Annotated in this window: 25 protein-coding genes; 12 read left to right on the top strand and 13 right to left on the bottom strand. The window is 69.0% G+C overall.

All coding sequences use genetic code 11. The features are described 5' to 3' along the window. Position 1: 1 nt before the first annotated feature. The 4 genes from ACH492_RS29670 to ACH492_RS29655 form a co-directional block, all read right to left on the bottom strand. Positions 2-2,395 carry a nitrate- and nitrite sensing domain-containing protein gene (locus ACH492_RS29670; protein WP_398990912.1) on the bottom strand — a complete coding sequence of 798 codons (2,394 nt, stop codon included), beginning with the start codon at positions 2,393-2,395 and terminating at the stop codon, positions 2-4. A 283-nt stretch (positions 2,396-2,678) separates the two neighbouring features. Further along, on the bottom strand, positions 2,679-3,863 hold the full coding sequence (locus tag ACH492_RS29665) for an NAD(P)/FAD-dependent oxidoreductase (RefSeq protein ID WP_398990910.1): 1,185 nt from the start codon (positions 3,861-3,863) through the stop codon (positions 2,679-2,681). 129 nt (positions 3,864-3,992) lie between these two features. Further along, the gene (locus ACH492_RS29660; RefSeq protein ID WP_398990908.1) at positions 3,993-5,585 is read right to left on the bottom strand and encodes an amino acid adenylation domain-containing protein; all 1,593 of its coding nucleotides are present in this window, start codon (positions 5,583-5,585) and stop codon (positions 3,993-3,995) included. After that, positions 5,582-7,540 carry a beta-ketoacyl synthase N-terminal-like domain-containing protein gene (locus tag ACH492_RS29655; protein ID WP_398990906.1) on the bottom strand — a complete coding sequence of 653 codons (1,959 nt, stop codon included), beginning with the start codon at positions 7,538-7,540 and terminating at the stop codon, positions 5,582-5,584. The genes ACH492_RS29660 and ACH492_RS29655 overlap by 4 nt, the downstream gene beginning before the upstream one ends. Before the next feature lie 941 nt (positions 7,541-8,481). Between ACH492_RS29655 and ACH492_RS29650 the strand changes: the two genes are divergently transcribed. Together ACH492_RS29650 and ACH492_RS29645 are read left to right on the top strand one after the other, a co-directional pair. Next, complete coding sequence (locus tag ACH492_RS29650; protein ID WP_398990904.1) at positions 8,482-9,510, top strand: GAF domain-containing protein; 1,029 nt, start codon at positions 8,482-8,484, stop codon at positions 9,508-9,510. A gap of 153 nt (positions 9,511-9,663) precedes the next feature. Then, positions 9,664-10,662: a TAXI family TRAP transporter solute-binding subunit gene (locus ACH492_RS29645; RefSeq protein ID WP_398990902.1), complete on the top strand. Its 999-nt coding sequence runs from the start codon at positions 9,664-9,666 to the stop codon at positions 10,660-10,662. On the opposite strand, the gene ACH492_RS29640 is transcribed toward ACH492_RS29645, so the two are convergent. Then, a complete protein-coding gene (locus ACH492_RS29640) occupies positions 10,652-12,049 on the bottom strand; it encodes a sensor histidine kinase (protein ID WP_398990900.1) in 1,398 nt (465 codons plus the stop codon). The genes ACH492_RS29645 and ACH492_RS29640 overlap by 11 nt on opposite strands. A 15-nt stretch (positions 12,050-12,064) precedes the next feature. After that, positions 12,065-12,772, bottom strand: a complete 708-nt coding sequence (locus ACH492_RS29635; protein WP_398990898.1) for a response regulator transcription factor — start codon at positions 12,770-12,772, stop codon at positions 12,065-12,067. 264 nt (positions 12,773-13,036) lie between these two features. On the opposite strand from ACH492_RS29635, the gene ACH492_RS29630 reads away from it, so the two are divergent. From ACH492_RS29630 to ACH492_RS29595, 8 genes are all read left to right on the top strand, one after another. Further along, positions 13,037-13,822 (top strand): amino acid ABC transporter ATP-binding protein, encoded by a 786-nt coding sequence (locus tag ACH492_RS29630; protein ID WP_398990896.1) that lies wholly within the window; start codon positions 13,037-13,039, stop codon positions 13,820-13,822. 57 nt (positions 13,823-13,879) lie between these two features. Next, a complete protein-coding gene (locus tag ACH492_RS29625; protein WP_398990894.1) occupies positions 13,880-14,710 on the top strand; it encodes a glutamate ABC transporter substrate-binding protein in 831 nt (276 codons plus the stop codon). A gap of 74 nt (positions 14,711-14,784) precedes the next feature. Further along, on the top strand, positions 14,785-15,459 hold the full coding sequence (locus ACH492_RS29620) for an amino acid ABC transporter permease (protein WP_398990892.1): 675 nt from the start codon (positions 14,785-14,787) through the stop codon (positions 15,457-15,459). After that, the gene (locus ACH492_RS29615; protein WP_398990890.1) at positions 15,456-16,337 is read left to right on the top strand and encodes an amino acid ABC transporter permease; all 882 of its coding nucleotides are present in this window, start codon (positions 15,456-15,458) and stop codon (positions 16,335-16,337) included. The genes ACH492_RS29620 and ACH492_RS29615 overlap by 4 nt, the downstream gene beginning before the upstream one ends. A gap of 169 nt (positions 16,338-16,506) precedes the next feature. Further along, entirely contained in the window at positions 16,507-18,102 is a 1,596-nt protein-coding gene (locus ACH492_RS29610; RefSeq protein WP_398990888.1) for an FAD-dependent monooxygenase, read from the top strand. Between the two features lie 32 nt (positions 18,103-18,134). Next, positions 18,135-18,221: a putative leader peptide gene (locus ACH492_RS29605; protein ID WP_374198456.1), complete on the top strand. Its 87-nt coding sequence runs from the start codon at positions 18,135-18,137 to the stop codon at positions 18,219-18,221. Positions 18,222-18,249: 28 nt separating this feature from the next. Continuing rightward, positions 18,250-18,858 carry a cysteine dioxygenase gene (locus ACH492_RS29600; RefSeq protein WP_398990886.1) on the top strand — a complete coding sequence of 203 codons (609 nt, stop codon included), beginning with the start codon at positions 18,250-18,252 and terminating at the stop codon, positions 18,856-18,858. After that, positions 18,855-19,244: a rhodanese-like domain-containing protein gene (locus ACH492_RS29595; protein WP_398990884.1), complete on the top strand. Its 390-nt coding sequence runs from the start codon at positions 18,855-18,857 to the stop codon at positions 19,242-19,244. The genes ACH492_RS29600 and ACH492_RS29595 overlap by 4 nt, the downstream gene beginning before the upstream one ends. Positions 19,245-19,565: 321 nt before the next feature. Here ACH492_RS29595 and recX read toward each other — a convergent pair whose 3' ends face one another. Both recX and recA read right to left on the bottom strand, forming a co-directional pair. Next, positions 19,566-20,138, bottom strand: coding sequence for a recombination regulator RecX (gene recX, locus ACH492_RS29590; protein ID WP_398990882.1), 573 nt, complete (start codon positions 20,136-20,138; stop codon positions 19,566-19,568). Positions 20,139-20,141: 3 nt separating this feature from the next. Next, complete coding sequence (gene recA / locus ACH492_RS29585; RefSeq protein ID WP_398990880.1) at positions 20,142-21,269, bottom strand: recombinase RecA; 1,128 nt, start codon at positions 21,267-21,269, stop codon at positions 20,142-20,144. A 282-nt stretch (positions 21,270-21,551) separates the two neighbouring features. Here recA and ACH492_RS29580 point away from each other — a divergent pair, with 282 nt between their 5' ends. Further along, positions 21,552-21,908, top strand: coding sequence for a DUF805 domain-containing protein (locus tag ACH492_RS29580; protein WP_398990878.1), 357 nt, complete (start codon positions 21,552-21,554; stop codon positions 21,906-21,908). A 135-nt stretch (positions 21,909-22,043) separates the two neighbouring features. On the opposite strand, the gene ACH492_RS29575 is transcribed toward ACH492_RS29580, so the two are convergent. After that, positions 22,044-23,291 (bottom strand): AI-2E family transporter, encoded by a 1,248-nt coding sequence (locus ACH492_RS29575; protein WP_398990876.1) that lies wholly within the window; start codon positions 23,289-23,291, stop codon positions 22,044-22,046. 24 nt (positions 23,292-23,315) lie between these two features. Continuing rightward, positions 23,316-23,510, bottom strand: a complete 195-nt coding sequence (locus ACH492_RS29570; protein ID WP_307660730.1) for a DUF3046 domain-containing protein — start codon at positions 23,508-23,510, stop codon at positions 23,316-23,318. Positions 23,511-23,589: 79 nt separating this feature from the next. On the opposite strand from ACH492_RS29570, the gene ACH492_RS29565 reads away from it, so the two are divergent. Next, positions 23,590-24,525: a hypothetical protein gene (locus ACH492_RS29565; protein WP_398990874.1), complete on the top strand. Its 936-nt coding sequence runs from the start codon at positions 23,590-23,592 to the stop codon at positions 24,523-24,525. 21 nt (positions 24,526-24,546) lie between these two features. Here ACH492_RS29565 and ACH492_RS29560 read toward each other — a convergent pair whose 3' ends face one another. The 3 genes from ACH492_RS29560 to ACH492_RS29550 are packed head-to-tail and all read right to left on the bottom strand — an operon-like array spanning position 24,547 to position 26,505. Then, complete coding sequence (locus ACH492_RS29560) at positions 24,547-24,855, bottom strand: AzlD domain-containing protein (protein ID WP_398990873.1); 309 nt, start codon at positions 24,853-24,855, stop codon at positions 24,547-24,549. Next, a complete protein-coding gene (locus ACH492_RS29555; RefSeq protein WP_398990871.1) occupies positions 24,852-25,634 on the bottom strand; it encodes an AzlC family ABC transporter permease in 783 nt (260 codons plus the stop codon). The genes ACH492_RS29560 and ACH492_RS29555 overlap by 4 nt, the downstream gene beginning before the upstream one ends. Positions 25,635-25,644: 10 nt before the next feature. Further along, positions 25,645-26,505 carry an AraC family ligand binding domain-containing protein gene (locus tag ACH492_RS29550; RefSeq protein WP_398990869.1) on the bottom strand — a complete coding sequence of 287 codons (861 nt, stop codon included), beginning with the start codon at positions 26,503-26,505 and terminating at the stop codon, positions 25,645-25,647. Between the last annotated feature and the right edge of the window lie 80 nt (positions 26,506-26,585).

The raw sequence follows: 26,585 nt of genomic DNA, 5'->3' as shown, positions 1-26,585 counted from the left end.
GCTAGTTGGCGCTGGGGCCACGCGACTCCGCCTGACTGTCCACACCGGCCGACTCGTCGGCCTCAGCGATCTGGGCCCGCTTCATCCCCTGTTGGATGGCCATCATGGTGCGTGCTGACTCACCGGGGGAGATAGCGCCCGTCTCGCCCTCGTCATCCTGCTGGGATTGCGCATGCGCCGCCTCCTTGCGCAACTGCTGCGCGAGGCTCGCTCCTCGTGTCCTTTGTGGAAGGACACGAGGGGTCACCAGTGGTGGGGATGCATCCTGTGCGTCCTCATACATGGCGGGTTCGGGATGCCGGACCTCGGGGTCGGGATGGCCTTGGGGAGGCGTCCACTCCGGCGGCGCTGGAGCCTGCGCTCCCGGGTGAGCTGATGCGGCCGGCAACAGACCTGCACCTCCATACTCGGGATACCCGTGGTGGTCTTGGAGTTGAGCCTGCACGGTGGCGTCCGCAGTGCCGCCCAGTGCGCCCGCCGCCGCCGAGCCTGCTGAGGCTGCTGATTTGAGCTGCTCCAGCAGCGGGGAATCGTGCTCCTCAAGCAGGGCTGCGGGAAGAAGCACGATGGCGAGGGTCCCGCCGTAGACGGACTCGCGCAGCTCCACCTTGATCTTGTGTCGCTCCGCGAGCCGGGCCACCACGAAGTGCCCGAGGCGCGGGTCCGCGCCCAGCGTCATCATGTCGAGCTCGGGCGGGTGTGCGAGAAGCTGGTTGGCACCGACTCGGTGGTCCTCCGGCATTCCGAGCCCGTGGTCCTCGACATGGAGCGCCAGGCCCCTGGCGACCTTCGTCGCGCTGACGAACACCTGGGTGTCCGGCGGGGAAAAGCTCGTGCCGTTCTCGATGAGCTCCGCAAGCAGGTGGGTGACGTCGGCGACGGCCCGGCCGGCGAGAGACACCCGCCGGCCGGGGGGGAGGTTCTTCACCTTGACCCGGGTGTAGTGCTCGGTCTCCGCCACCGCGCTGCGCATCACGTCAGTGATGGAAACAGGAGCGGTCATGCGGCGGGTGGGCGGGGATCCGCCGAGGATCACGAGGTTTTCCGAGTGGCGCCGCACGCGGGTGGCGAGGTGGTCGACCTTGAAGATGTCCTTCAGCAGGTCCGAGTCTTCGTGCTTGCGCTCGAGGTCGTCCAGGAGGGAGATGAGCCGGTGGATCAGGGTTTGGGTGCGGCGGATGAGCTTGGAGAAGACCTTTTCCGTTCCCTCGCGGCCGAGGGACTGATGGACGACCGTGTCCGCGGCGACGTGTGCCAAGTGGTCGATTGCCGCGTCGAGCCGTTCCAACTCGTCTGTGGCGTGGTGCCTGCGAGGAGGAAGTGCGGTCGGGTCGACTTGTTCTCCTCGCTCGAGTTGGGCGACGAGTTGGGGCAGCCGGGTGCCGGCCAGGTCCTCGGTCTTCTGCTGGAGCTGGGAGAGCCGGCTGATCACCGAGCGCCAGACACGCAGGGCCAGCGCCCCGACGACAGCCAGGGCGGCCAGCGTGGCGAGGGAGCCCAGGATCAGGCCCAGCAAGAGACCGTCGGCTCGATCCTTGCCGGTGTCGGCCAGGTTCTCGAGAGAGTCCGAGTTCAGCTTCTGCAGATCGTTGACGACGGTGTCGGCGGCGTCTGGCCACGCTGTGGCCTGGTTGGGCAGTTTCGTGCCGCCACTGATCGCCACAGCGTCTTCGATCGATGCCAGTGAGGTCCACCGGGGGCTGTCGGTGATGCTTGCATAGGCGGTGGCATCGTCTGTGAGGAGGTCACGGGCGTCCAGGCCTTTGCGGGCTTCTCGCTGGATCGCCAGGTACTGGCTGAACTGAGCGCGGGGCGTGGAGGCCATGCGGCCGGACGGCAGTGCGGCGGAGATCAACGCATCCTCGCGCGAGAGCATCTCCGTGACCTGCACCAGGGACGTCGCGGCGACGGCGTGCGCGGTGCGCCCGTCGTCGGTCCGTGTGGCATCGGTGAGCAGGCCGGCGCCGTCAGCGATGGAGTCCGTGAAGTACTGGAAGGCGTCGGCGCTGCTGAGGGTGCGATCGTCGATCGCATCGCGACGCTCGGACAACGTGTCCAGCGAGTCGTTCAGCTCCTTGGCCCCGCTCTTCAACGCCGTGGTGTCCAGCCCGGAGGGGGATAGCCGGCGGAACTCCTCGACGGCAGCGTCGGTACTGCTTCGGGCGTCGTCCAGGGCGGCGCGAGAGGAGCTGGTGCGTGTGGCCTGCCAGGCAGCGGTGAGCCGGCGCTCGTCCTGCAGACGGGCCAGCACGCTGTGGGCAGGCCGGCCCGTGGACACGACCCGGTCCGCATCGGCACGCAGCTGGATTTGCTCGTCGACAAGCCCGGTCGCCGTGTAGCTCCACAGTCCGGTGAGGAAGAGCGCTGGAACGACAAGGGGTAGGGCAAACGACAATCGGAGAGATCTGCGAGGGGCGGACCTATGACTTGTCCGCCGGTCGCGGGTGCCTGGCATCTGATTCCTCGTACGGCAGCGAAACAATGATGGCAGTAAGGGATGGTCCGAAATGCCCAACTTCCCCCCGCACGCGACGCCCTGACACACAGTCACCAGAGGTCGGCGGTCGGTGGAACCGTACCAGGATCATGCCGCACCCTTCATAAAAATGCTCCGGTCGGGTGAATCTTCTAGGGCGTCGTGCGTCGTCGGAGCCCTCGAACGCTCCTGAGGGATCTGGTCAGAGGAGGGCGAGCAGCTTTGGGGTGTAAAGGGCGCTGACAGTCTCAATTCCGGCGACCATGTCGAAATAGATCGCCGTGAGGTCCGGGTCCGTCTCTACTGCGCGCAGCAGTGAGAGTCGCTGCTCGTGCTGTGCCAGTTGCGCCACCGCCAGCGTCGACTCGTAGGCCGGAGCGAGCGAGGTGTCTCGGTCCTCGGCGTAGTCCAGGAGTGCTTGGTCGAGCCGCTGCGGGTCGCCGCCGAGTCGGTCGCCCACACGTCGCGCGAGGGATTCTGCCTGGAGGAACGCGTCGCTGATCCCGCGTGCGGTGATGGAGTCCTTGTGGTGTCCGGCGTCGCCCACCAGGGCCCAGCCGGGGCCGGTCGCCTGCCGGAAGAAGTTCTGCTGGTCACCTGTGCCGCGCAGACGTTCGATGCGGCGTTTTCCCTGGAGCCGCTCGTACAGGGCAGGCGCGGTGGTGCGTATCTGCCCCATGTAGGCGTGGCGCGTGTCGGTGCGGACTTCCTCGAATCGGGACTGCGGGAAGTAGGCCAGGACGAGGGTCGCGTCACCGTTGGTCGGTACGGCGGCCACCCAACTCGAGGGTTTCTCATACAGTTCGAGGGCGGCCGGCACGTCTTCCCAGTACCCGTAGTAGGCGCAGGTCAGTTTCGGGTCCTGAACGGTGTAGCGCGCCCGGCTGAGCCTGGCGACCGTGGAGCGCATTCCGTCCGCGCCGATCACCAGGTGGGCTCGTTCGCTGAAGGAGCTGCCGCGGTGCTTGCCCTCCACGCCAATGACGCGTCCGGTGTCGTCGCGCAGGAGGCGGGTCACCGAGGTCCGGTCGCGGAAGTCGACGCCGGCCGCGACGGCTGCGTCCACCAGGATGGTGTCCAGGACATGGCGGCGGGGGGCGTATCCGGCGCGCTGTCCCTCGACGCCTCGGGCGCAGCCTTCGAGGCGGATGTCGGCCACTTCGTAGACCGCGCGGTCAAGGGGCGGGCAGCCTGAGGCGCGTACGGTCTCGAGCAGGCCCCAGCGGGCGAGCGCCGCGACGCCGGGTTGGTGGATGAGGTGGGTGGAGAGGGTGTCGGAAGGGAATGCCGCCCGGTCGAGCATGAGTACCCGGCACCCCGCGCGGGCGAGCAGCATGGCTGTGGGAGCTCCGGCGCAACGCGCCCCTACCACGATGGCGTCGAACATGTGCGTGCCTCACAGACATCGGGACTGGGTGGGAGCCGCGATGCCGCGTGGGGGGGGCAGCCTCGGGCGACAGCTCCGGACGAGGGACGGGACGTGCGCCTATGGTGTGTGGACATTCCGGCATTGGATTCAGTGACGGCGCCCGAGTTCGGCGAGCAGGGCGTGCCGGTCGATCTTGCCATTCGGGTTGAGCGGCAGTTCGTCGAGGATGACGATCCGGCGCGGGAGCATGTACGGCGGCAGGCGGTCGCCCAGTGCGGAATACAGCTGTTGGGTGGCACACTCGGCGCCGCTGACCGCGGCCTCCAGTTCCGGCTCGCCGTCAGAAGCGTGCACAGCGAGGACGATCGCGTCGCGTACCCCGGGCTGCTCCCTGAGCATGGACTCGATCTCCCCCAGTTCGATCCGGTGGCCGCGGATCTTGACCTGGTGGTCGGTCCGTCCCAGGTGGACCAGGTGGCCGTCGTGCATGGTGGCCCGGTCTCCGGTGCGGTACCAGTACTGATCGGTCAGCGGCGTGGTTCCGGTGTGGATCGGGGTCTCCCCTGCTCGAGCGGAGCCGAGAGCTTGGGGAAGGACGGCGACGCTGTCGTCGAAGGGCAGGAACCGGCCATCGTTGTTGGCCGGTTCCAGGTAGCCGGGGAACCGCTGCGGACCGCGGATGCAGAGCTCGCCGGTCTCGGCCGGCCTGCCGTTCTCGTCCAGCAGGAGGAGATCCAATGTCGGGTAGCAAGTCCCGATCGGCAGCGTCCCGTTGGCTGTTCTCGGCCAGTCCGCCCGGCTGCGAGGCAGCCGGTAGGCGGTGCAGGAGATGGTGAGCTCCGTCGGGCCGTAGAGGACTTCCACAGTGCTTCTCGGCGCGGCCGCCTGCCATTCCTGTGCCGCCGCCAGGGGCAGCGGTTCGCCACCGAACACGCTCCAGCGCAGGGTGGGCATGCTGTTGGGCGCCAGCGTGCCCAGGCGTGAGGCGAAGGTGATCAGTGACGGCACCGAGAACCAGTGGGTGAGCCGCTGGGCATTGATCGTTTTTACCGGTGACAGGAGTTGGCTGCGCCTCGGCACCACCAGCGTGCCTCCGGATGCCCAGGCGACGAACAGGTCGTGCACGGAGCCGTCGAAGGTGAGGTCGAAGGTCTGCGAGAGTCGGCTGCCCGGCCCGACGTCGTACCGCGACGCCACGTGGCCGAGGTAGGCGGAGAGGTTGCGGTGCAGGATCGGCACTCCCTTGGGGGTGCCGGTCGACCCGGACGTGAAGATGATGTACGCGACATCGTCCGGGTTGGCTTCCGGGTGCGGCAGCTCCGGGAGCGGCTCGGTTGTCAGGGCCTCCAGCTCCTTGGGGCCCGCCACGAGCAGTGGGATCCCGAGGTCGGCGCCGGCTTCGGGGGTGTCTGCCAGGGCGAGCTCCAGACCCGCCTCCTTGGCGATGTGGGCGGTGCGGGCGGGCGGGTGCTCCGGGTTGAGGGGCACGATGGCCGCGCCAGTCCGCAGGATGGCGAGGTAGCCGGCGTACGCGGTCACCGAGCGGCTTGCCAGCAGCCCCACACGCCGGGGCGTCTCGCCGCCGTTGGCTGCGACCATCCGGGCCGCGAGCCGCTCCGCCAGGTCGCGCAGTTCGCCGTAGGTCAGTCGCTCCTCGCCCACTTCCAGGGCGGTGCAGTCGTGGCCGAAGGTGTCGGCGGAGCGGGCGAACCATGCATACGCGGTCTGCGGATTGCTCATGACGCGTGTGCCTCCAGTGCGTGGACCCACTCGCGCAGCGCGCCGACCGTGCGCAGCCGGCCGAAGTCCTCGGGGTCGACTTCACGGCCGGACTTCTTGGACAGCTGCACGATGATCCGCAGCTTCGCCAGCGAGTCGATCCCGATCGCGTCGAGCGTGGAGCCGTCGTCGAAGGGGGTGCGCGCGTGCTCGCGCAGCACCCAGGAAGCCAGGTCACCGCCGTCCTCGTCCCAGTCCTCGCCGGGCCAGTAGCGCTTTGTCTGCCAGGGATAGCCGGGCAGCGGCACGAAGCGGCCATGCTCCCCGAACACCTCGTCCCAGGCCACCGTCTCGCCCTTGCTGTAGCGGTCCGCGGCCTCGGCCAGTACCGCGGGAGCCGCACCTGATGCCGGTGTTCCTCCGGTCCCGCTGAGCGCGGATGCCATCTCCTGATGGGAGGACCCGATGACCGCCAGGCGCTGTTCGTGATGATGACGGCGGGTGGCTGCGCTGTAGCAGATGTCGCGAAGGGAGAACGTGGCGCCTTGCCCGTCGGGACCGAGGTAGGCGGTGTAGGAACGGGTCAGGGCGTCCAGGGCTGCGGGGGTGCGGGCGGAGAGCACCAGTACGTACGGCGCGCCGCTCGCCGCCGCCGTGGCGTCGGCCGGGCGGGTGTCGCCCTGTCGGATCACCACGTGCGCGTTGAGGGACGAGGAGCCCTGCCCGGAGATCCCGGCGATGGCCGGCCGGTCTCGGTCGGGCAGGTCATAGAGCTTCCCTGGTATCACCAGGGGCAGCTCGTCCCAGGCGATCCGGGGATGTGGGGTGTTGAGATGGAGGCTGGGCGGGATCTGGCCGTGTTCCAGGCACAGCACGGCTTTGATCAGTCCGGCCATGCCGCCGGCGGCCTCCGCGTGGCCGATATTCGTCTTGATCGAGCCGACCAGCAGCGGTCTGTCCGATGGCCGGCCCTCACCCAGGACCTCGCCCAGTGCGCTGATCTCCAGCGGGTCGAGTGTGGGTGAGCCGACCCCGTGCGCCTCTACGTAGTCCACATCGGCCGGGGCCACCCCGGCATCTTCGTACGCCCACCGGAGGGCCTCGACCTGTCCGGTCATCGACGGGTTCAGCAGCGAGTCGCTCGTGCGGCCGTCGTTGCTGACCGCGCTGCCCTGGATGACGGCTCGTATTCGGTCGCCGTCGGCCAGGGCGTCGGCGAGAGGCTTGAGGACGACGACACCCACTCCGTCGCTCGGCGCGTGGCCGTCAGCGCTCGCGTCGCCGAACTTGCTCCGGCCGTCGGCAGCCAGGGCCCCGGCCTGCGTCATCATGACGCCCTCATCCGGGCGGAGCTTGAGGTTCACACCCGCGGCAAGCGCGAGGGGACTCTCGCGTGCGCGCAGGCTCTGCACGGCACTGTGGACGGCCACCAGCGAGGAGGAGCAGGCCGTGTCCACCACAACGCTGGGGCCGCGGAAGTCGAAGACGTGGGACAGGCGGGCCGGCAGCAGCGAGCGGAAGTTGTTGAACTGCGAGGGCGTCACTGCGTCCAGACCCTCGCGGAACTGGATCTCCAGGTAGTCCGAGCGGGCGTTGCCGACGAAGACCCCGGTCCGGCTGCCGGCCAGCTCGTCGGGTCGCTGGCCCGCGTCTTCCAGGGCGTCCCAGGCCGTCATCAGCAGCAGCCGTTGCTGCGGGTCGAGTTCCACCGCCTCGGTGGAGGACATCTCGAAGAACTCCGCGTCGAACTCCGCCACTCCGTCCACATAACCCGCGCGACGGCTGCCGATCATCCCTGGCCCCGGCTGTGGGGAGTAGAGGGCGTCCACGTCGTAGCGTTCAGGCGGTGTCTCGCTTGTGGCGTCCACACCGTCTCGGAGCAATTCCCACAGCTCATCGGTCCCTGATGCGCCAGGAAGCCGGCAGGCCATGCCGATCACTGCCACCGACCGTGCGTCCACGTCCGACCTGTTCATCAGAACACTCCTTCGATGCTTTCCCGATGTCCGTGTGCGTTGGTGCAGTTCACGTTGCTCCATGGCGCTCCCGAGAGCGTGGGCCATGGATCTCTCTGAGCTGTCTGCCACGCGCCATACCGCTGGAAGCCCCCCGGATCCAGACGGTTGAGAACGGGTCACTGGGCGAAACGAGCCCTGACGTCATCGTGCAGGGCTCGATACTCGAGCAGGCAAGTCGACTGTCGCGGTGCCTCACCGACCGGCACAGGCGCCGCCCGTGGGCGCTGAAGTCCCCGCCCAGCACGCAACTTGAGGCGCCGTCCATAACTCGGTCGATGGGTGGCGGCGGAGGCGGCACCGTGCTTCTGCGGGCAGCGCCGACGTGTGTACGACATGCGGCGTGATGGCGAGGGCGCCGGATCCGGATCGCGGCGTCAACCCCGCAGTGGCGGATCTTGGCGTGACATCGTGCAGAGCACCATGGCCGACAGGACGCTGCTGCCAACGCCTGCGGCAGTACGCCCACAGCCCGAACTGCACTTGACCCACGGCGCTGTACCCCTCCCCGAAGTCACTCGGCACAACTCCATTCCATCCACGGGCCTCGACGGGAGAGCGCCCACCACCTGCACTCCTGCGCCGGACACCCGAACCTGGGTTCGCAGTCCGGTACCGCGTAAGAGCGCACACTCCATCGCCGCAAACAAGCCTGCCCACCGCACGATTGTCATATGCACAACCGTTTCTGCTCGTCCCGGCATCAAGGATTGGCGGGAAGTGATCGCCCGAGGTTGAAACCTTGCCCAGTTTGGACAGGATCCAGGATTGGGCATCTGCAGGCACCCGCCAGGAGCGGGGGCTGCCACGCGAGCACCGAGGCGATGTCGGTGTGACAAGTGATACAGAAATGATTCCAGTGCGGCAATCCTCAGCTCCCGGATCTGATTTCATCTGGAAACATGGATCCCCTGACATCTGATCAGACCCGGCTCGCGGGCGAGCAGCGGAGACTGCGGCTGCAGGTTCTCGGCCTCAACAGCGTTGAGGCCGAGGCCACGTTCGACCGTGTCGCGCGGCTTGCGGCCAGCTTCACTCAGGCACCCCTGGCCATGGTCAACTTCATCAACGACGAGCGACAGATGTTCCGCGGCATGTACGTCCCACCCACCTCGCCCGACGACAAGGCGAACACCGATGGCCGCGGCATCGTCTTCGACCTCAGCGACATCGCCCGCGAAGCGCCCAGTGACTACGGCTTCTGCCCCCACGTGGTGGCCCAGGGGTCCCAGCTGGCCCTGGACGATGTCTTCGACTACCCGCGGTTCAGAGGCAACCCACTGGTCAACGACATGGGCGTTCGTTCCTACCTCGGCACCCCGCTCCGGGACAACACCGGCATGATCCTCGGCACCGTGTGCGTGGCCGACATGGTGGCCCGTACCTGGGATCGCAAGCTCAAGGAGGGCATGCAGGAACTCACCGAGACCCTGCTGTCGGACTTCAAGTTGCGGGACAGCCTGCTCGCCCAGCAGCAGGAGCTGTTCGCCGTCTTCGACGGCGCCCCCTTCCCCATCATGCTCACAGAAGGACCGAACCACCTGCTGCGCTACGCCAACGGCAAGCAGGGCGCTGCTTTCGGCATGGTCCCGCAGTTCAGCCCAGGGCGGCAGGTCCTGACCGGGCTCGAAGCCATCGGTGTCTTCAACGCGATGGACGAGGCCTTCCACACCGGTCAGACCACCACGCTTCCCCGGGCGTCGATCAGCACGTACGACTCCCCCTCACCCCAGAACTTCAGCTTCCTCTGCACTCCGGTGCGGACGTCACCCAACGCACCGGTCAGCGGAGTACTGACGGTGGCCATGAACGCCGGCCAGCAGTTTTATCCCGGCAATGAGCAGCGGGTATTCGCGGCCAATGTCCAGGAGCGGTTCGAGCAGCTGGGCTCAAGCGGCTTCCGGGGGACAATCCCGGGCCAACGAGGCTAAAACATCGAAAACGTACGGTAACCCCTCACCGTCGACCGTGGTTCCCGGCCGCGCCACGCGGCCGGGAACCAACGCCGCCGCCCAGAGGCGCCCGCGCCCCTTCCGCGCGGCAGGGCCTGGCCATTACAGCCGGTGAGCTGGCAGGATCGCGCCATGCTCTCGTCCCTGTCCCGCATCAGCCGCCGCCGCGCCCTCCAGGGCTCGGCGGTCGCACTGGCGCTGTTCGGGCTGCTGATGTGGTGGCTGCTACCGATCGGGAATTCGTCGCCGAGCGGCGCCCTGACCTTCAGCACGGGATCACAGAACGGCGTCTATCAGCGGTACGGCGTGCTGCTGGAGGAGGCGCTCGCCCGCGATCTGCCGGACGTGACGATCGACCTGAAGACCAGCGAGGGCTCGCAGCAGAATCTCGCGCGGGTGGCGGCCGGCGAGGCAGACTTCACCATCGCCACGGCCGACGCGGTCGCCAAGTACATACGGGACAAAAAACCCGGAGCCGACCGGCTGCGCGGCTGCGCAAGGCTGTACGACGACTATGTCCAGCTGGTCGTTCCGAGGGGTTCCCCGGTGCTGTCGGTGCGTGATCTGCGAGGCAAGCGGGTGGGCATCGGGCAGGAGGGTTCCGGAGTGCGGCTGACCGCCGATCGGCTGCTGAAGGCCGCGGGGCTCGACCCGAAGCGGGACATCAAACCGCTCGCCGCCGGGATCGACACTGTGCCGGGGCGGCTGGAGGCACGCGAGCTGGACGCGTTCTTCTGGTCGGGCGGCCTGCCCACGGCGGCCGTCGAGGAGCTGTCCGAGCGCTTCCAGATCCGGCTGGTGTCGCTGGAGGCCGACCTCATCGACAAGCTGCACGCCCCCGGCGAGGCGACCAGCTACTACCGCTCCGCCGTGATGCCCGCCGACGCCTACCGGGAGGCGCAGAACGGGGAGCCCGTGCCGACGGTGGCAGTGGCGAATCTGCTGGTCACGACCGACCGGATGGACCCGGCGATGACCGAAGGCTTCACCCGTACGGTGATCAAGAGCCGGGACCGGATCGGCAACACGGTGCACCCGGCGCAGCTGGTGGATCTGCGGACCGCTGTCTACACGGACCCGCTGCCGCTGCACGAAGGCGCGAGGCGCTACTACCGCTCGGTCAAGCCGTAGGGGACGTACGCGGGACGGTGACGGTCACCCGCAGACCCTGCGGTTCGTGGTGGGCGTACGCGATCGAGCCACCGCCCGCCGCCAGCAGGGCGCGCGAGATGGACAGGCCGAGCCCCGAACCTTTGACGTTCTGGTGGCGGCCGCTGCGCCAGAAACGGTCGCCGATACGAGCCAGTTCCTCATCGGTCAGGCCCGGGCCGCCGTCGGTGATCACGATGGTGGAACTCTCGCCGTTCGAGGCGACCGAGACGGTGACCTCCTCGCCCTGCGGTGTGAACTTCAGGGCGTTGTCGATCACCGCGTCGAGGGCGCTGGAGAGCGCGACCGGGTCGGACCAGGCGGTGACCGCGGCCCTGTGCTCGGTCAGCCGGACGCCCTTCTCATCGGCGAGTGGACGCCAGGCCGCGACGCGCTCGGCCGCCAGTGCGCCAATGTCGGTGAGCTGGAGGTCGGCCGCGGCATGCTCGGCCAGCGCCAGGTCCAGCAGATCGTCGAGGACCTGGGCGAGGCGCTTGCCCTCGGTGCGGACCGAGGCGATCTCCTCGTTCCCCTCGGGGAGTTCGAGTGCGAGGAGCTCGATACGCAGCAGCAGTGCGGCGAGCGGGTTTCGCAGCTGGTGGGAGGCGTCGGCGACGAACGCCCGCTGCTGTTCCAGTACTTCTTCGACGTTGTCCGCCATCTCGTTGAACGAGCGAGCCAGGCGTCTGAGTTCCGGCGGGCCGCCGGCCGCCGCCACGCGCGAGTTCATCTGCCCGGTGGCGATGTCGTGGGTGGCCGCGTCCAGAATCCGTACGGGCCGCAGCACCCAGCCCGTGAGGCGGAAGGCGGCTCCGACGGCCACCAGCATCGCCGCGCACTCGCCTGCCGCTATCAGCAGCCAGTTCCGCAGTACGCGTGAGCGCAGCTGGCTGGTGGGCGAGTCGGTGAACACGACGGCGACGACGTCCCCGTCCCGTACGACGGGTGAGGCGACGACCAGCCGACCGCCGTGCTGCCACGGCCAGACCTGCGGCGGGTCCTGGCTGCGCCGCCCGGACAGCGCCTCCTTGAACGCCTCGCGGCCCTTGCCGCTCTGGGGCACCGTCCAGCTCTCGGGGGCGCCCGCCATGGCGTCACCATCGCGGTAGAAGACGCCGGCCCTGATGCCGTACGTGTCGTGGTAGCGGTCGAGCTGCTCCTGAAGCATGGAGCGCCGCTTGTCGAGGCTCAAGCCCGAGCGCTCGGTGACGAACTGCGCGAGCGCCGCGAAGCGCACCGTGTCGTCGATCCGGTCGACGACGACCCGCTGCTGCTGTGCGGCTGCGACGCTCACGGCCAGGGGGAAGCCGAGCGCGAGCAGCACGCCCGCCATGAGGACGATGAGCAGCGGGAGAAGTCGGGTACGCACCGGGGTTTACGGGCCTTACGCGTCGGCGGGCGCGACGAGCCGGTAGCCGACGCCGCGCACGGTCTCGATCAGAGCGGGCATCCGCAGCTTGGAGCGCAGCGACGCCACATGCACCTCGAGGGTGCGGCCGGTCCCTTCCCAACTGGTGCGCCACACCTCGCTGATGATCTGCTCCCGGCGGAAAACGACGCCCGGCCGCTGCGCGAGCAGCGCCAGCAGGTCGAATTCCTTGCGGGTCAGCTGGACCGCGGCACCGTCGACGCTGACGCGCCGGGTGGGCAGCTCGATGGTGACCGGGCCGAGCCGCAGCGCGTGCTCGGACGCGGCCCCGGCGGCGTCGTCAGCACTGGCGTTGCGCCGGCTCACGGCGTGGATGCGGGCCAGCAACTCCCCGGTGTCGTACGGCTTGACGACATAATCGTCGGCTCCGAGGTTGAGCCCGTGTATCCGGGAGCGTACGTCGGCCCGCGCGGTCACCATGATCACGGGTGTCGTTGTGAGCTTCCGGATCTTGCCGCACACCTGGTAGCCGTCCTGGTCGGGCAGCCCCAGATCGAGAAGTACGACCCCGAAGGGCGGCTTCTCGGGATGCGTGGCGGGCAGCACTGCCTTCAGCGCCTCTTCGCCGTTGCGGGCGTGCACCACCTCGAAGCCGTGCTTGGCGAGCACCGCGGACAGGGCGGCGGCGACATGGTTGTCGTCCTCGACGAGCAGCAGTCTCATAGCCCCCCTTCGGTCGTGCGGTCGTATGGCATACCTCGTGCGATGTACCAGGGCATCAAGGCGGATCCTCGCCCCGACAGTCAAGTGCCTACCCGTTGCATGCCTGTTTCCGTTACCCACCCGGTACGCCGATCACCACCCTGTTCACGCATAGTGTCCGGTTGCGGCCGGATCGTTATGCTCAATTTCCCCTCAGATGTAATGACGCTGGTCGCAGCCCGTGACTAAGGTCCTCCCAACCGAGGAGGACGGAGCAAGAAGCCGATGAGCGGAGTTTCAGTGACCAAGGGCGCCGAGGACGCTGTGCCCACCGGGGGCGACCTGGTCGTGCTGAGCAACGTCAACAAGCACTTCGGCGCGCTGCATGTGCTCCAGGACATCGACCTGACCATCGCCCGTGGCGAGGTTGTGGTCGTCATCGGGCCCTCGGGGTCCGGAAAGTCCACGCTGTGCCGCACCATCAACCGGCTGGAGACGATCGACTCCGGCGCGATCTCGATCGACGGGAAGGCACTGCCCCAGGAGGGCAGGGAGCTGGCCCGGCTGCGCGCCGACGTGGGCATGGTCTTCCAGTCCTTCAACCTCTTCGCACACAAGACTGTGCTGGAGAACGTGACGCTGGGCCAGGTCAAGGTCCGCAAGGCCGACACGAAGGCCGCCGAGCAGAAGGCGCGCACGCTGCTCGACCGGGTCGGCGTCGGCTCGCAGGCCGAGAAGTACCCGGCGCAGCTCTCCGGCGGCCAGCAGCAGCGCGTCGCAATCGCGCGAGCGTTGGCGATGGATCCCAAGGTCATGCTCTTCGACGAGCCCACATCGGCGCTCGACCCCGAGATGATCAACGAGGTTCTCGAGGTCATGCAGCAGTTGGCGCGCGACGGGATGACGATGGTTGTAGTCACCCACGAGATGGGCTTTGCCCGCTCCGCCGCGAACCGCGTCGTCTTCATGGCGGACGGCAAGATCGTCGAGGAGGCCACGCCGGACGAGTTCTTCAGCAATCCGCGCAGCGATCGTGCTAAGGACTTCCTTTCGAAGATCCTGCACCACTGACGACCGGCGATCCCCACCACTGACGACCGGCGAGTTACGACACAAGGGATGTTCATCATGAAGCTGCACAAGGCAAGCGCCGCGGCCGCCGCGGCCCTCGTCCTCTCCCTGACCGCGACCGCTTGTGGTGGCGACAGCGACTCGGGCGACGGCGGCGGCAAGAAGATCACCGTCGGCATCAAGTACGACCAGCCCGGCCTCGGCCTGAAGACCCCGGACGGCAAGTTCGCGGGCTTCGACGTCGACGTCGCCACGTACGTGGCGAAGGAGCTCGGTTACGACGCCAAGGACATCACCTTCAAGCAGGCGCCCAGCGCCGAGCGCGAGAACCTGATCAAGAACGGTGACGTCAAGTTCGTCGTCGCCAGCTACTCGATCAACGACAAGCGCAAGGCGGAGGTCGACTTCGCCGGACCGTACTTCCTGGCCCACCAGGACCTGCTGGTCCGCGCGGACGACAACTCCATCACCAAGGCCACCGACCTCAACTCCAAGAAGCTGTGCTCGGTGACCGGCTCCACCTCGGCGCAGAACGTCAAGGACAAGCTCGCGCCCAAGGCCGACCTGCTGGAGCAGGGCGGCTACTCGGAGTGCCTGACCGGCCTGGAGAACAAGTCCGTCGACGCGCTCACCACTGACAACTCCATCCTGGCCGGCTACGCGGCGCAGAAGGAGCACCAGGGCAAGTTCAAGCTGGTGGGCCTCAGCCTGAGCGATGAGAACTACGGCATCGGCCTGAAGAAGGGCGACAAGGATCTTCAGACGAAGATCAACGCGGCGCTCAAGAAGATGGTCGACGACGGGTCCTGGGACAAGTTCGTGAAGGCGAACTTCGGCCCGGCGAACTACAAGAACGAGCCTGCCCCGAAGATCACTGAAGGCAGCTGAGTCAGCGGTGGCGCGCTGTCGGCCGACGCCGGCGGCGCGCCCCACCAGCCAACCTGGGGAGAGCGCGGGGCAACGTGTTCGATTTTCTTGAGTCCGGGCAGTACGACCTGCTCGGCGCCTTCTGGGTGACAGTTCAGCTCACCCTCTACTCGGCCGTGGGTTCCCTGATCTGGGGCACGATCCTGGCCGGTATGCGGGTCAGCCCGGTTCCGCTGATGCGGGCCTTCGGCACCGCATACGTCAACTGCGTCCGTAACACGCCGCTGACCGTGATCATCGTCTCCTGCTCGCTGGTCCTGAACCAGACACTGGGCTTCACACTCCGCGGCGACAACTTCAAGGACATCGGCTTCCGGCTGGCCGTCCTCGGTTTCATCGCCTACACCGGCACGTTCGTCTGCGAGGCCATCCGGTCCGGGATCAACACCGTGCCCGTCGGCCAGGCGGAGGCGGCCCGCGCCCTGGGGCTGAGCTTCTTCCAGGTGCTGACCCTCATCGTGCTCCCTCAGGCGTTCCGCTCGGTCGTCGCACCGCTGGCGAACGTACTGATCGCGCTGACGAAGAACACCACGGTGGCCGCATCGATCGGTGTCGCCGAGGCTGCGCTGCTGATGAAGGAAATGCTCGAGAACGAGGCCGACGCGCTGTTCGCGGTCTTCGCGATCTTCGCCTTCGGATTCATCGTTCTTACCCTCCCGACCGGCCTGCTGCTGGGCTGGGTGGCCAAGCGTGTGGCGGTGAAGCGATGACCTCCGTTCTCTACGACGCCCCCGGCCCCCGCGCCAAGCGGCGCAACGTCCTCTTCACGATCGTGTTCCTCGTCGTGCTCGGATTCGTCATCTGGTGGGCACTGTCGGTCATGGCCGACAAGGGCCAGCTGGCGGCGGACAAGTGGAGTCCGTTCGTGACGGACTCCGAGGTGTGGACGACCTATCTGCTGCCCGGTCTCTGGCTAACAGTGAAAGCGGCGGCGTTCGCCATCGTGATCGCGCTGCCGCTCGGTGCGATCCTCGGCATCGGCCGGCTTTCGGACCACCGGTGGATCCGTGTTCCGGTGGGTGCCGTGGTCGAGTTCTTCCGCGCCATCCCGGTGCTGATGCTGATGTTCTTCGCCAGCGCGATGTTCGTGCAGTTCACGGACATCGAGTCGGAGATCCGGCCGATGTACGCGGTGGTGACCGGCCTGGTGCTCTACAACGCCTCGGTCATCGCCGAGATCGTGCGGGCCGGCATCCTCTCGCTGCCGTCCGGCCAGACGGACGCCGCCAAGGCGATCGGTATGCGCAAGGGCCAGACCATGTCGTACGTGCTGCTGCCGCAGGCGGTCACGGCGATGCTGCCGGCTCTCGTCAGCCAGATCGTGGTGATCGTCAAGGACACCGCCCTGGGTGGCGCCCTGCTCGGCCTGGTAGATCTGCTGTCGCAGGCCCGCACGATCCCGGCGAACTACGGCGCGAACACCATCGCCTCGCTCACTGTGATCGCGCTGATCTACATCGCGCTCAACTTCCTGCTCACCAGCGCCGCGAGCTGGCTGGAGGGCCGGGCGCGCCGGACGAAGAAGGGCACCGGAGCCGTACTGCACGGGGAAGACGTCGAAGCCAGACTTGACGGCGGAGGCGTGTAACACCGGCAGGTACTACTGGAGGGGCGGCCGCAGCAATGCGGCCGCCCCTCGCCGCATTCGGCCGTCACTTGACGCCAGCACCCGCAGTGGGTTGCATACGTTCTGTGATCGCGCACTGGGCTCCAACCACACGTTTCCGCATGACCCTTCGGGTCCCAGGAGTCACGCCGTGGACCCGGTGATCATCGTGGGCGCGGGGCCTGTCGGGCTCGCGCTCTCGCTGGCACTTGCGCAACAAGACGTCCCCTCGGTCGTGCTCGACGAAGGCGCGGGCAACGACGAGCAGCGGCCCGCCCGTACGGTCGTGCTGCGGCCCGACACCGCAGCCATGGTGGAACGGCTCGGCTGCGCGACTGGCCGTAACGAAGGTTCCCGCTGGACCGGCTGGCGCTCGATGCGGCGCCGGCAGGACGTACGGCAGCTCGCCCTCGGCGACGACCGCGCACCCGCGCCGCTGCACATCCCCCAGCACGCCCTCGCGCGCGGACTGCGGGACGCCGTCGCCTCGCAGCAGCTGGTCCGGATCGTCACCGAGAGTCGCGTCGACTCGCTGGAGCAGGATGCGACCGGGATCAGCGTGCACACCCGGGGGCCCGGAGCGACCTGGTGGCGCGGCAGTCATCTGGTCGGCTGCGACGGGGCCAGGTCAACGGTCCGCAAGCTCCTCGGCATCCGCTTCCCGGGCCGTACGGCGGTGGAACGGCATGCCGTCGCCGCCCTGCGCACCGAACTCCCCTGGCCCGACGAGGCGTTGCTGCACCGCCAGCCGCCCTGGCGCACGGGCGGCGACGAGGTCACCGCCCGGCCGCTGCCGGACGGCATCTGGCGGCTCGACTGGCTGCTGCCCTCCCGCGGCGAACTGGTCACCCCCGACGCCCTGGTGGCGCGCGTACGGGACACCCTGGCCGGCTGGTGCGGCCAGACGCCTCCGTACGAGCTCCTCGACACCGGCGTCTACACGCTGCACCATCGGCTCGCGCGCCGCTGGCGCGTGGACCGGGCCTTTCTCGCGGGCGATGCCGCGCATCTGCTCGGGGCGCTCGGCACGCAGGGGCTCGACGAAGGGCTGCGGGACGCCGACAACCTCGCGTGGAAGCTGGCGCACAGCTGGCACCACGGCGTGTCCGAGCCGCTGCTCGACAGCTATCAGGCGGAGCGGCGGGCGGCCGTCGCCTCTCGGCTGCGCGCTGCCGACCAGTCGCTGCCGATACTGCGCGGCGGCAGCGGGCTGCGTACGTACCTTCCGGGTGCTGCGCGCGGGCACGACACTCTGCTGACCGACGGCCATCTGGGGCAAGGCCCACTGGGCGCGCCCCCTGTTTACACGCACTCCCCCCTCGCACCCGAATACGCCCCTTCGCAGACCTTCGTGGGCACAGAGGCGGGCGCTCCGGTCTCGGATGTACGGGTGACCGCGCCGGACGGCACCAGCGCGCGGCTGCGGAACCGGCTTGGGCGGGGGCGGCTGCTGGTGGTGCTGGTCGCTCCGGGTACGGGGGTGTGGGACCGGCGGCACTGGGTGAGCGCGGGCGTGATGCCGCGGCTGGCCGCGGCGGTCACCGCGCTGCCGGTGCGGGCGGAACTTCTGGTCACGGAGAGTTACCCAGGCGCTTCGGCGCACACAGTGCTGCTGGTGCGGCCGGACGGACACCTGGTCGCCTCGTTTGCGGGGGTGCGGCCTGCGGAGCTGTACTCGGCGGCGGACGCGGCGCGCGGCGGTGCCCCGTCAGCGGCGCGCGGTGACCGTACTGCGGACATCAATTGACCCTCGAGGACCCACATGGTGTACTCCGGAGCGTGACCGACACCGATGTGCGCCTGTGGCGGAGGGTCCATATGGACCTCGTCCGCTATGCGGGCTGCGTGTGTCGCCCGCCCTGCTGAATTCGCCTTCTCCTCGCGCTGTGGCCTGATGGACCCGCGCGCCCTCCAGCGAACTTCCAGGACGGTTTCCGTGTCCCAGCCTGTCTCCACCCCGGTCCCTGCTGCCTCTGCGCGTACTGAAGTGCCGACGCGTACGGAAGCATCGGCGCCGACCGCCGCCGAGCTGCTCGACTTCGTGCGGCGCTCCGCCGCCGACAAGAACCTCATCGCCTCGATCCCGCTCGATCCCGAGGGCCGTACGTGGGTACGGCTCGAAGGGCCCGGCGGCAGTGAGGCCTGGCTGATCGCCTGGCCGCCGGGCACGGGCACCGGCTGGCACGACCACGCCGAGTCGTTCGGCGCGTTCGCCACGGCCGCGGGCGCGTTGAAGGAGTACTCCCTCGCCGTGCGGCTCCCCGCGAGCGGCTGGAAGACCCTGGAGCTGAGCGAAGGGGTCGACCGCGAGCGGGAGTTGGGGGCCGGCCGGGGCCGGGCCTTCGGGAAGCACCATGTGCACGAGGTGCTGAACGAGTCGGCCGCCGGGCATGCCGTCTCGGTCCATGCGTACTACCCGCCGCTGCCGCTGATCCGGCGCTTCAGCCGGTCCGGCGCGGTGCTCCGTCTTGAGCAGGTCGAGCGTCCGGAGGACTGGCAGTGAGCGGGGGACAGGTAGGGATCGACGAGCTCCTGGAGCGGGTACGGGAGGACCTGGACCGGGTCGAGCCGAAGGAGGCCTTCGAGGCGGCCGAGGCCGGCGCGCTGCTGGTGGACATCCGGTACGCGGCGCTGCGCGAGCGGGACGGTCTGATTCCGGGTGCACTGGTCGTGGAACGCAATGAGCTGGAGTGGCGGCTGGACCCCCAGGGCAGCCACCGCGCACCGGAGGCGGTCAGCCACGATCTGCGGGTCGTGGTGATCTGCAACGAGGGCTACGCGTCGTCGCTGGCGGCGGTGTCCCTACGACAGTTGGGTCTGCACCGCGCGACGGACCTCGTGGGGGGCTTCCAGGCATGGAGGGCGGCGGAACTTCCGGTGCGACGGTAGTCCGCGGCGCGGTCCTTGAGCGCGGGCGCGACCGGATGGCGACGGGCGGCCTGGGCCGGGCGGCGGCTCGGGTTGATGTGGCGTACGGGGGCTGGGCGGGCGGCGCGAGCGGTCGGGCCAGGAGGAGCCGTGTCCTTCTGGCAACGGCCATCTCTCCCGGCGGCCGCGACATTGAGCGGCGCGCGGGCGCGGAGCGGTACGCAGCGGTGCGGTCCCTGAGCGCCGCGCGGGTGCGGGCGGCCTGGCGCCGGGCGGCAGCTGTGTCCAGCATCCGGGCGACCCTGCACCGCGGGCGCGGGCCAACCGCGGGCCCCTGGCCCGCTAGAAGCCACCGCCCTCGTCCAAGTCCTCCATGTCCTCGCCCTCTTCCTCGAGCGCCCGCTTGACCACCCTGAGGGCCAGCCCCTCGGGGTAGCCCTTCCTTGCGAGCATGCCCGCCAGACGACGCAGACGCCGGTCGCGGTCCAGGCCTCGGGTCGAGCGGAGTCTGCGTGCGACCAGCTCGCGGGCGGTCTCCTCCTCCTGCTCGGAGTCGAGCTGCCCGACCGCCTCGTCGATCAGCGCGGAGTCCACGCCCTTCGTGCGCAGTTCCCGCGCGAGCGCCCGCCGGGCGAGGCCCCGGCCGTGGTGCCGGGACTCCACCCATGCGTCCGCGAAGGCCGCGTCGTTGATCAGCCCCACGTCCTCGAAGCGGGAGAGGACCTCCTCGGCCACCTCCGAGGGGATCTCACGCTTGTGCAGCGCGTCCGCCAGCTGCTTGCGGGTGCGCGGGGTCCCGGTGAGCAGCCGCAGGCAGATCGCCCGCGCCCGCTCGGCCGGATCCTGGGGCGACAGCTCCTTCTCGGCCCTCGACGAGTCGGCGCTGTCGCCCGGCCATTCGGTTCGCCGGGCCATTTGCTAGCCCTTGGCCGCCGCCGTCTTGGCCGACTTGGCCTTGGACGCGGGCGCTGACTTCGCCGCGTCCTCGGCCGGAGCTGCCGCACCGGCGCCGGCGGCGTCCGCGCCGGGCTCGGCCGCCGGGGCCTCCGGCCTTACGCCGACGCCCAGCTTCTCCTTGATCTTCTTCTCGATCTCATTGGCGAGATCGGGGTTGTCCTTCAGGAAGTTACGGGCGTTCTCCTTGCCCTGGCCGAGCTGGTCGCCCTCGTACGTGTACCAGGCACCCGCCTTCCGGACGAAGCCGTGCTCCACGCCCATGTCGATCAGACCGCCCTCGCGGCTGATGCCCTGCCCGTAGAGGATGTCGAACTCGGCCTGCTTGAACGGCGGCGCGACCTTGTTCTTGACGACCTTGACGCGGGTGCGGTTGCCGACCGCGTCGGTGCCGTCCTTGAGGGTCTCGATACGACGGATGTCGAGCCGCACCGATGCGTAGAACTTCAGCGCGCGGCCACCAGTCGTCGTCTCCGGCGAGCCGAACATCACGCCGATCTTCTCGCGGAGCTGGTTGATGAAGATCGCCGTGGTCTTCGACTGGTTCAGCGCACTGGTGATCTTCCGGAGCGCCTGGCTCATCAGCCGCGCCTGCAGACCGACGTGCGAGTCGCCCATCTCGCCCTCGATCTCCGCACGCGGCACCAGAGCCGCGACGGAGTCGATGACGATCAGGTCCAGCGCGCCGGAGCGGACGAGCATGTCGACGATCTCGAGCGCCTGCTCGCCGTTGTCCGGCTGAGACAGGATCAGGTTGTCGATGTCGACGCCGAGCTTCTTCGCGTACTCCGGGTCAAGGGCGTGCTCCGCGTCCACGAAGGCCACCGCGCCGCCCGCCTTCTGGGCGTTCGCCACGGCGTGCAGCGTGAGGGTCGTCTTGCCGGAGGACTCCGGGCCGTACACCTCCACTACACGGCCGCGCGGCAGGCCGCCGACGCCGAGCGCGACGTCGAGCGCGGTCGACCCGGTGGGGATGACCTCGATGGGCTCGTTCGGCCGCTCGCCCAGGCGCATCACCGCGCCCTTGCCGAATTGCCGTTCAATCTGTGCGAGCGCGGCGTCGAGCGCCTTCTCGCGGTCGGTTCCTGCCATGGGTTCCACCCGATTTGCTTGAGTCGATCGCTTCACGTCAAAGACGCTAACCCCTGCCACTGACAATGGGCCCCGACGTCCGTCCAGCCTGTGGATAACTCCCGGAAACCGAAGCCGAAATCCCATGAGAATGGATGTTCGATTTTGGTGTCAAGCGCACCGCGCAGCCCGGGTCCGGCCGTCCTTAGGTAACGGTTTGACCCGCACACTTCAAGCCACATAGGTTCTGCTCGGCCTGGTCCATGAGGACGGGCCCCAATCGCGATCCTTTGGGGGGACGCAGTGCACTGGTATGTGGACGTACTCAAGAAATATGCGGTATTCAGCGGGCGGGCACGCCGCCAGGAGTACTGGATGTTCGTCCTGTTCAGCGTGATCATCAGCATCGTGCTGTCGATCATCGACAATGTCGCCGGCACGAGCCCGATCCTCGGGGCGATCTACAGCCTCGTCGTGCTCCTGCCCAGCCTCGGTGTCGCCGTTCGTCGGCTGCACGACACCGACCGGTCGGGCTGGTGGCTGCTCATCGGGCTGGTCCCGTTCGTGGGCGCGATCATCCTGCTGGTGTTCCTGGCCAGTGACGGCAAGCCGCACGAGAACAGCCACGGCCCGAACCCCAAGCTGGTTCCGGCCCACTGACGCTCGTGCGTCGGCCGACGGGAACCGCTCCCTCGACGACCGACGAGCAAGCCGAGTTCTGAGCGCTGTAGTTGGCGAAGCCCGTCAACTACAGCGCTCCGTCACAACCGGGTGCCGGAACTCCGCCCCGCCATCTCAGGCGCCGTCCCCGGGGGGCGACGCCTGGTCCCGTTTCGCGCGGAGCACACCGCGCAGCCGCGCGAGGGCCTTGCCCCCGCCGCGCCGCCGGTGGCCGTGGACGCGCGGGTCGTCCGTCACGGCGTACCGCTTCACATACGCGCCGAGGAACGCCTGGAGCGTGGCGATCGCCGGGATCGCGATCAGCGCGCCGACCGGCCCCAGCAGCGCCGTGCCCGCGACGACCGAGCCGAAAGCCACCGCGGGGTGAATGTCGACCGTCTTGGACGTGAGCTTGGGCTGCAGCACGTAGTTCTCGAACTGCTGGTAGACCACGACGAATCCGAGCACCCATAGCGCGTACCAGGGATCGACGGTGAAGGCGATCAGCATCGGCAGCGCGCCCGCCAGATACGTGCCGATGGTCGGGATGAACTGCGAGACCAGGCCGACCCAGACAGCGAGCGCCGGGGCGTACGGCACACCCAGGATCTCCAGCAGGATGTAGTGCGCGACGCCGGAGATCAGCGCCATCAGGCCGCGCGAGTAGAGGTAGCCGCCCGTCTTGTCGACGGCGATCTCCCAGGCGCGCAGCACCTCGGTCTGCTTGGTCGGCGGCAGTACGGAGCAGAGCGCGCGGCGCAGCCGGGGCCCGTCGGCGGCGAAGTAGAACGAGAACAAGAAGATCGTCAGCAGCTTGAACAGTCCGCCGAGCACGGTGGCGGAGATGTCCAGGACACCGCTCGCGCTGTTCTGGACGTACTTCCGCAGCCAGTCCGAGCGCAGCACGCTGTCCTGGACCTCGACCCGTGAGAGGTCGGTGTGGAAGGTGCTGTTGATCCAGCGGATCACCGAGTCGAGGTACTTGGGGAAGTCCTCGACCATGTCGACGATCTGGCCCGCCAGCATCGAGCCGAGTAGGACGACGAAGCCGACGCCCACAGCGATCACGGCGAAGAAGACGATGAAGGTGGCAAGGCCGCGGCGCATGCCACGGGCCGCCATCCTGCCCACCGCCGGCTCGATCGCCAGCGCCAGGAAGAAGGCGATCAGGATATTGATCAGCAGCCCGATGAGCTGGTGGAAGGCCCAGCTGCCGAGCTGGAAGCAGGCGTACAGGGCCAGCGCGAACACCATGGCGCGCGGAAGCCAGCGAGGCATGCGGGCCGGACCGTGGGATCCGCCCGCCTGTGCGGGAGGCGGGGCGTTCGGCGGGGCCACGTCCTGAGCGTGCGTGTCCTGCTCGGTCTTGTCAGTCTCGGCCACGAGATCCAGTGTCACCCACCGGTCTCACTGCTTGTCGGCCGGGACGCCCACCGCGGCGCAGACCCCGCGCCATACGTCCTTCGCCTCCCAGCCGGCGGCCAGCGCCTCATGCACCGTACGGCCCCCGAGCTCGGCCATCACATGGTCGCGCGCGAAGGAATCGGCGTAGGCCTGACCGAAGTGGTCCGCCATCCGCTCCCAGAAAATCGTCAACCGCATGACGTCAGTATCCCGCCCCTGGGGGTGCAGCCGTGTCCCTCCGGCTTGCCGAAAGCCCTTTCCGCCCTACGGTCGGAACATGGCTGGAACCGGAGCAACCCCCTCGCCCCCGCTCGCGTCACCCCTCGCCCGCGCCGAGCAGTTCATCTGGCTGACTGCCCGGGTTCTGGAGCAGCGGCGGTTCGAGTACCACTTCCTGGGCGGCGGCTCGGAAACCGTCGAGACCGCCCTGGCCGCGTACCTCAATGAGGACGGCGGCTACGGCCACGCCCTCGAACCCGATCTGCGAGGTCCGGTCAGCCAGCCGCTGCACACCGCGCACGCCCTGCGCATCCTCGACTCCATCGGCCGCTGCGGCGGACTGCGGGTGGAGCGGATGTGCCGCTATCTCACCGAGGTGTCGACGCACGACGGGGCGCTGCCCGCGATCCACCCCTCCCAGCGCGGCTATCCGTCTGCGCCGTTCATCCCGATCGTCGACGACCCTCCCAGCGAGCTGCTCGCGACGGGCCCGGTGGTCGGGCTGCTGCACCGCAATCAGGTATGGCACGCCTGGCTGTTCAGGGCCACGGACTTCTGCTGGGCCGCCGTCGCAGGGCTTGAGAAGTCCCATCCGTACGAGATCGAGGCCGCGGTCGCCTTCCTGGACGGGGTCCCGGACCGCTCGCGCGCCGAGGCCGCTGCGGACCGGCTCGGCCGGCTGGTGCGCGAGCAGGGCCTGGCGGTCCTCGACCCGGACCGGCTCGAGGAGTACCCGCTCGCCCCCGGCTATGCGGCGGGCGAGCGCCACTACCCGTACGACTACGCCCGTACTCCCCAGTCACTCGCCCGCCGCTGGTTCACCGACGAGGAGATGGCGCGCTCGCTGGAGCATCTCGCGAGCGAGCAGCGCGAGGACGGCGGCTGGCCGGTCAACTGGCGGCAGTGGGCACCCGGCACCGCCCTGGAGGCGCGGCCGATCGTGACCATCGAGGCGCTGCGGACGCTGCGGGCACACGGCCGCGCGATCGCCTGACCCCCCGGTCCGTCCCCCGGCTCAGCCGCCGAGCGCGCGCACGCCCGCCGTGACTGCCACCGCGGCCCCGACGACCACCAGGAAGGGGGCGCGCAGCACCAGCGCGAGCGCCGCGGCCGCAAGTCCTGCCGCCCGTGCGTCGAGGACGAGGGAACTGTCGGTGCTGAACGTCTGTTGCGCGGTGAGCGCGGCCAGCAGGGCGACGGGAAGGAGCGCGGCGAGCCGCTGGACGAGGGGGCGTTCAAGGGCGCCGGCCGGTACCAGCAGGCCGGCCAGCTTGACGAGGTAGCAGCCGACGGCGGTCACCGCGATCGCGATCCAGATGCTCATCGGTCCTCACCCTTCGTACGGTCTGCATTGCTGCGGGCTATAGCCCGTCCCTTGAACCACAGGACGGCGGGGGCTGCCAGCGCGGCCACCAACACCGGCACCCCGGCGGGCAGCACCGGCAGGAACGCGAGCCCCAGCACCACGGCGAGCCCGGCGACTGCTCGCTCGGTCGTCGTGCGGAGCATCGGCGCGAGGAGCGCGAGGAAGACTGCCGGGCCCGCGGCGTCCAGACCCCACGCGTCCGTGTCGCCGAGGGCCTCGGCGCCCAGCACCCCGCCGAGCGTGGTCAGGTTCCACAGGACGTAGAGCGTCAGCCCGGTGACGGTGAAGCCGAGGCGCGCGGCGCGCCGCGTGGGCTGGGCGAGGGCGACGGCCGTGGTCTCGTCGATGACCCAGTGCGCGGCGAGGGGGCGTACGAAGCGCGGCAGGGCGAGAAGCTGCGACAGCCGCAGCCCGTAGAAGGCGTTGCGTACGCCGAGGAAGAAGGCGCCGGCCGCGGCGGCGAGCGGGTTGCCGCCGGCCGCGAGCGCGCCGACCAGTGCGAACTGCGAGGCGCCGGTGAAGACCAGCAGGCTGAGCGCGCAGGTCTGCAGGAGACTGAGGCCTGCGCCGGCGGAAGTCACGCCAAAGGCGAATCCGGACAGGCCGACGGCGATGCCGACGCCGAGCGCGTCGCGCACGACCGCCGAATCCGGCTTGGGCACCCGCTCAGCGGCGGCTGCGGATATCCCTGCGGGAGTCTTCGGGAGAGACTCTGGATGAGCTGTCTGTTCTGCCACGCCTTCGACGCTACGCGGGGCGCTCACCGGCGGTCTTGTACGTTCTTGCGCGCTCTCTGCGGTACGCGCCGGGCGGGACGCCGACGATCCGCGTGAAGTGCCGGTTCAGATGCGGCTGGTCGGTGAATCCGACGGCGACGGCCGCATCGGCGGGCGCGGTCCCGGCGTCCAGAAGGCGGCGCGCGCGCCGCACGCGCGCATCGGTGAGCCAGGTGTGGGGCGGCATACCGTACGAAGCCTTGAAGGCACGCAGCAGCGCGAAGGGGCTCGTGCCGAGCTCCTTCGCAAGCCCCTCCAGGGAGGGCGGCTCACCCATCCGCTCCTCGAGGAGCTGCTTGGCAAGGGCGGCCGTGCGGGCGCCCGAGGCCTGGGGCGTACGCGAGGGGAGAGCGCTGCCGTAACGGCCCAGCATCCGGGCGACGGCGATCCGCAGCAGGCTGTCGGCGGCGAGCGCGTTGCCTTCCTCCGCCGCCCGGTGCACGCCGCGTATCAACTGGGCGGTCTGCGGGTCCTCGACGATCGTCTCGGCGAATCCCGGGGTGCCGCGCAGGCTGGTGAACGCTCCCCCGATCTCCGAGACGAGCTCCACGGAGGGGTAGAGGGTCGAGTACGTCCAGCCTTCAGGAACGCCGGCCCGGGCGGAGTGCGGCACCTCCGGGTTGATCATGACAACCGTGCCGGGGCCCGCCCGGACAAGGCCCTCCGGCAGGCTCACGTCCTCGACCCCGCCGGTGACCGCGCCGAAGGTGAAGCCCTCGTGGCTGTGGCGGGGGAAGGTGTGCCGGACGTAGCGGGCGCGCAGCAGATCGAGGCCCGGCAGCTCCTCGTACTGCCAGTGCCTCGCCCACTCGTGCTCCGTCAGCCGTCCCATCCGGCCATTGTCCCCCGGTGGCCCTCGCCGCTGACCCGCGCGTCCATGACCTGGACAGCTGATTGTCAGTGGTGCGGTGC

Source organism: Streptomyces sp. NPDC019443 (assembly GCF_044389785.1).
GTDB lineage: Bacteria > Actinomycetota > Actinomycetes > Streptomycetales > Streptomycetaceae > Streptomyces.
The sequence above is the reverse complement of the archived record's forward strand: the minus strand, read 5'-3'. Positions and strand labels throughout refer to the sequence as shown.

Excerpts from the sequence above, each read along its gene's own strand:
- ACH492_RS29665 (WP_398990910.1), bottom strand. The coding sequence starts at position 3,863 with ATGTTCGACGCCATCGTGGTAGGGGCGCGTTGCGCCGGAGCTCCCACA.
- ACH492_RS29660 (WP_398990908.1), bottom strand. The coding sequence starts at position 5,585 with ATGAGCAATCCGCAGACCGCGTATGCATGGTTCGCCCGCTCCGCCGAC.
- ACH492_RS29655 (WP_398990906.1), bottom strand. The coding sequence starts at position 7,540 with ATGAACAGGTCGGACGTGGACGCACGGTCGGTGGCAGTGATCGGCATG.
- ACH492_RS29650 (WP_398990904.1), top strand. The coding sequence starts at position 8,482 with ATGGATCCCCTGACATCTGATCAGACCCGGCTCGCGGGCGAGCAGCGG.
- ACH492_RS29645 (WP_398990902.1), top strand. The coding sequence starts at position 9,664 with ATGCTCTCGTCCCTGTCCCGCATCAGCCGCCGCCGCGCCCTCCAGGGC.
- ACH492_RS29635 (WP_398990898.1), bottom strand. The coding sequence starts at position 12,772 with ATGAGACTGCTGCTCGTCGAGGACGACAACCATGTCGCCGCCGCCCTG.
- ACH492_RS29630 (WP_398990896.1), top strand. The coding sequence starts at position 13,037 with ATGAGCGGAGTTTCAGTGACCAAGGGCGCCGAGGACGCTGTGCCCACC.
- ACH492_RS29625 (WP_398990894.1), top strand. The coding sequence starts at position 13,880 with ATGAAGCTGCACAAGGCAAGCGCCGCGGCCGCCGCGGCCCTCGTCCTC.
- ACH492_RS29615 (WP_398990890.1), top strand. The coding sequence starts at position 15,456 with ATGACCTCCGTTCTCTACGACGCCCCCGGCCCCCGCGCCAAGCGGCGC.
- ACH492_RS29600 (WP_398990886.1), top strand. The coding sequence starts at position 18,250 with ATGGACCCGCGCGCCCTCCAGCGAACTTCCAGGACGGTTTCCGTGTCC.
- recX (WP_398990882.1), bottom strand. The coding sequence starts at position 20,138 with ATGGCCCGGCGAACCGAATGGCCGGGCGACAGCGCCGACTCGTCGAGG.
- recA (WP_398990880.1), bottom strand. The coding sequence starts at position 21,269 with ATGGCAGGAACCGACCGCGAGAAGGCGCTCGACGCCGCGCTCGCACAG.
- ACH492_RS29570 (WP_307660730.1), bottom strand. The coding sequence starts at position 23,510 with ATGCGGTTGACGATTTTCTGGGAGCGGATGGCGGACCACTTCGGTCAG.
- ACH492_RS29565 (WP_398990874.1), top strand. The coding sequence starts at position 23,590 with ATGGCTGGAACCGGAGCAACCCCCTCGCCCCCGCTCGCGTCACCCCTC.
- ACH492_RS29560 (WP_398990873.1), bottom strand. The coding sequence starts at position 24,855 with ATGAGCATCTGGATCGCGATCGCGGTGACCGCCGTCGGCTGCTACCTC.
- ACH492_RS29550 (WP_398990869.1), bottom strand. The coding sequence starts at position 26,505 with ATGGGACGGCTGACGGAGCACGAGTGGGCGAGGCACTGGCAGTACGAG.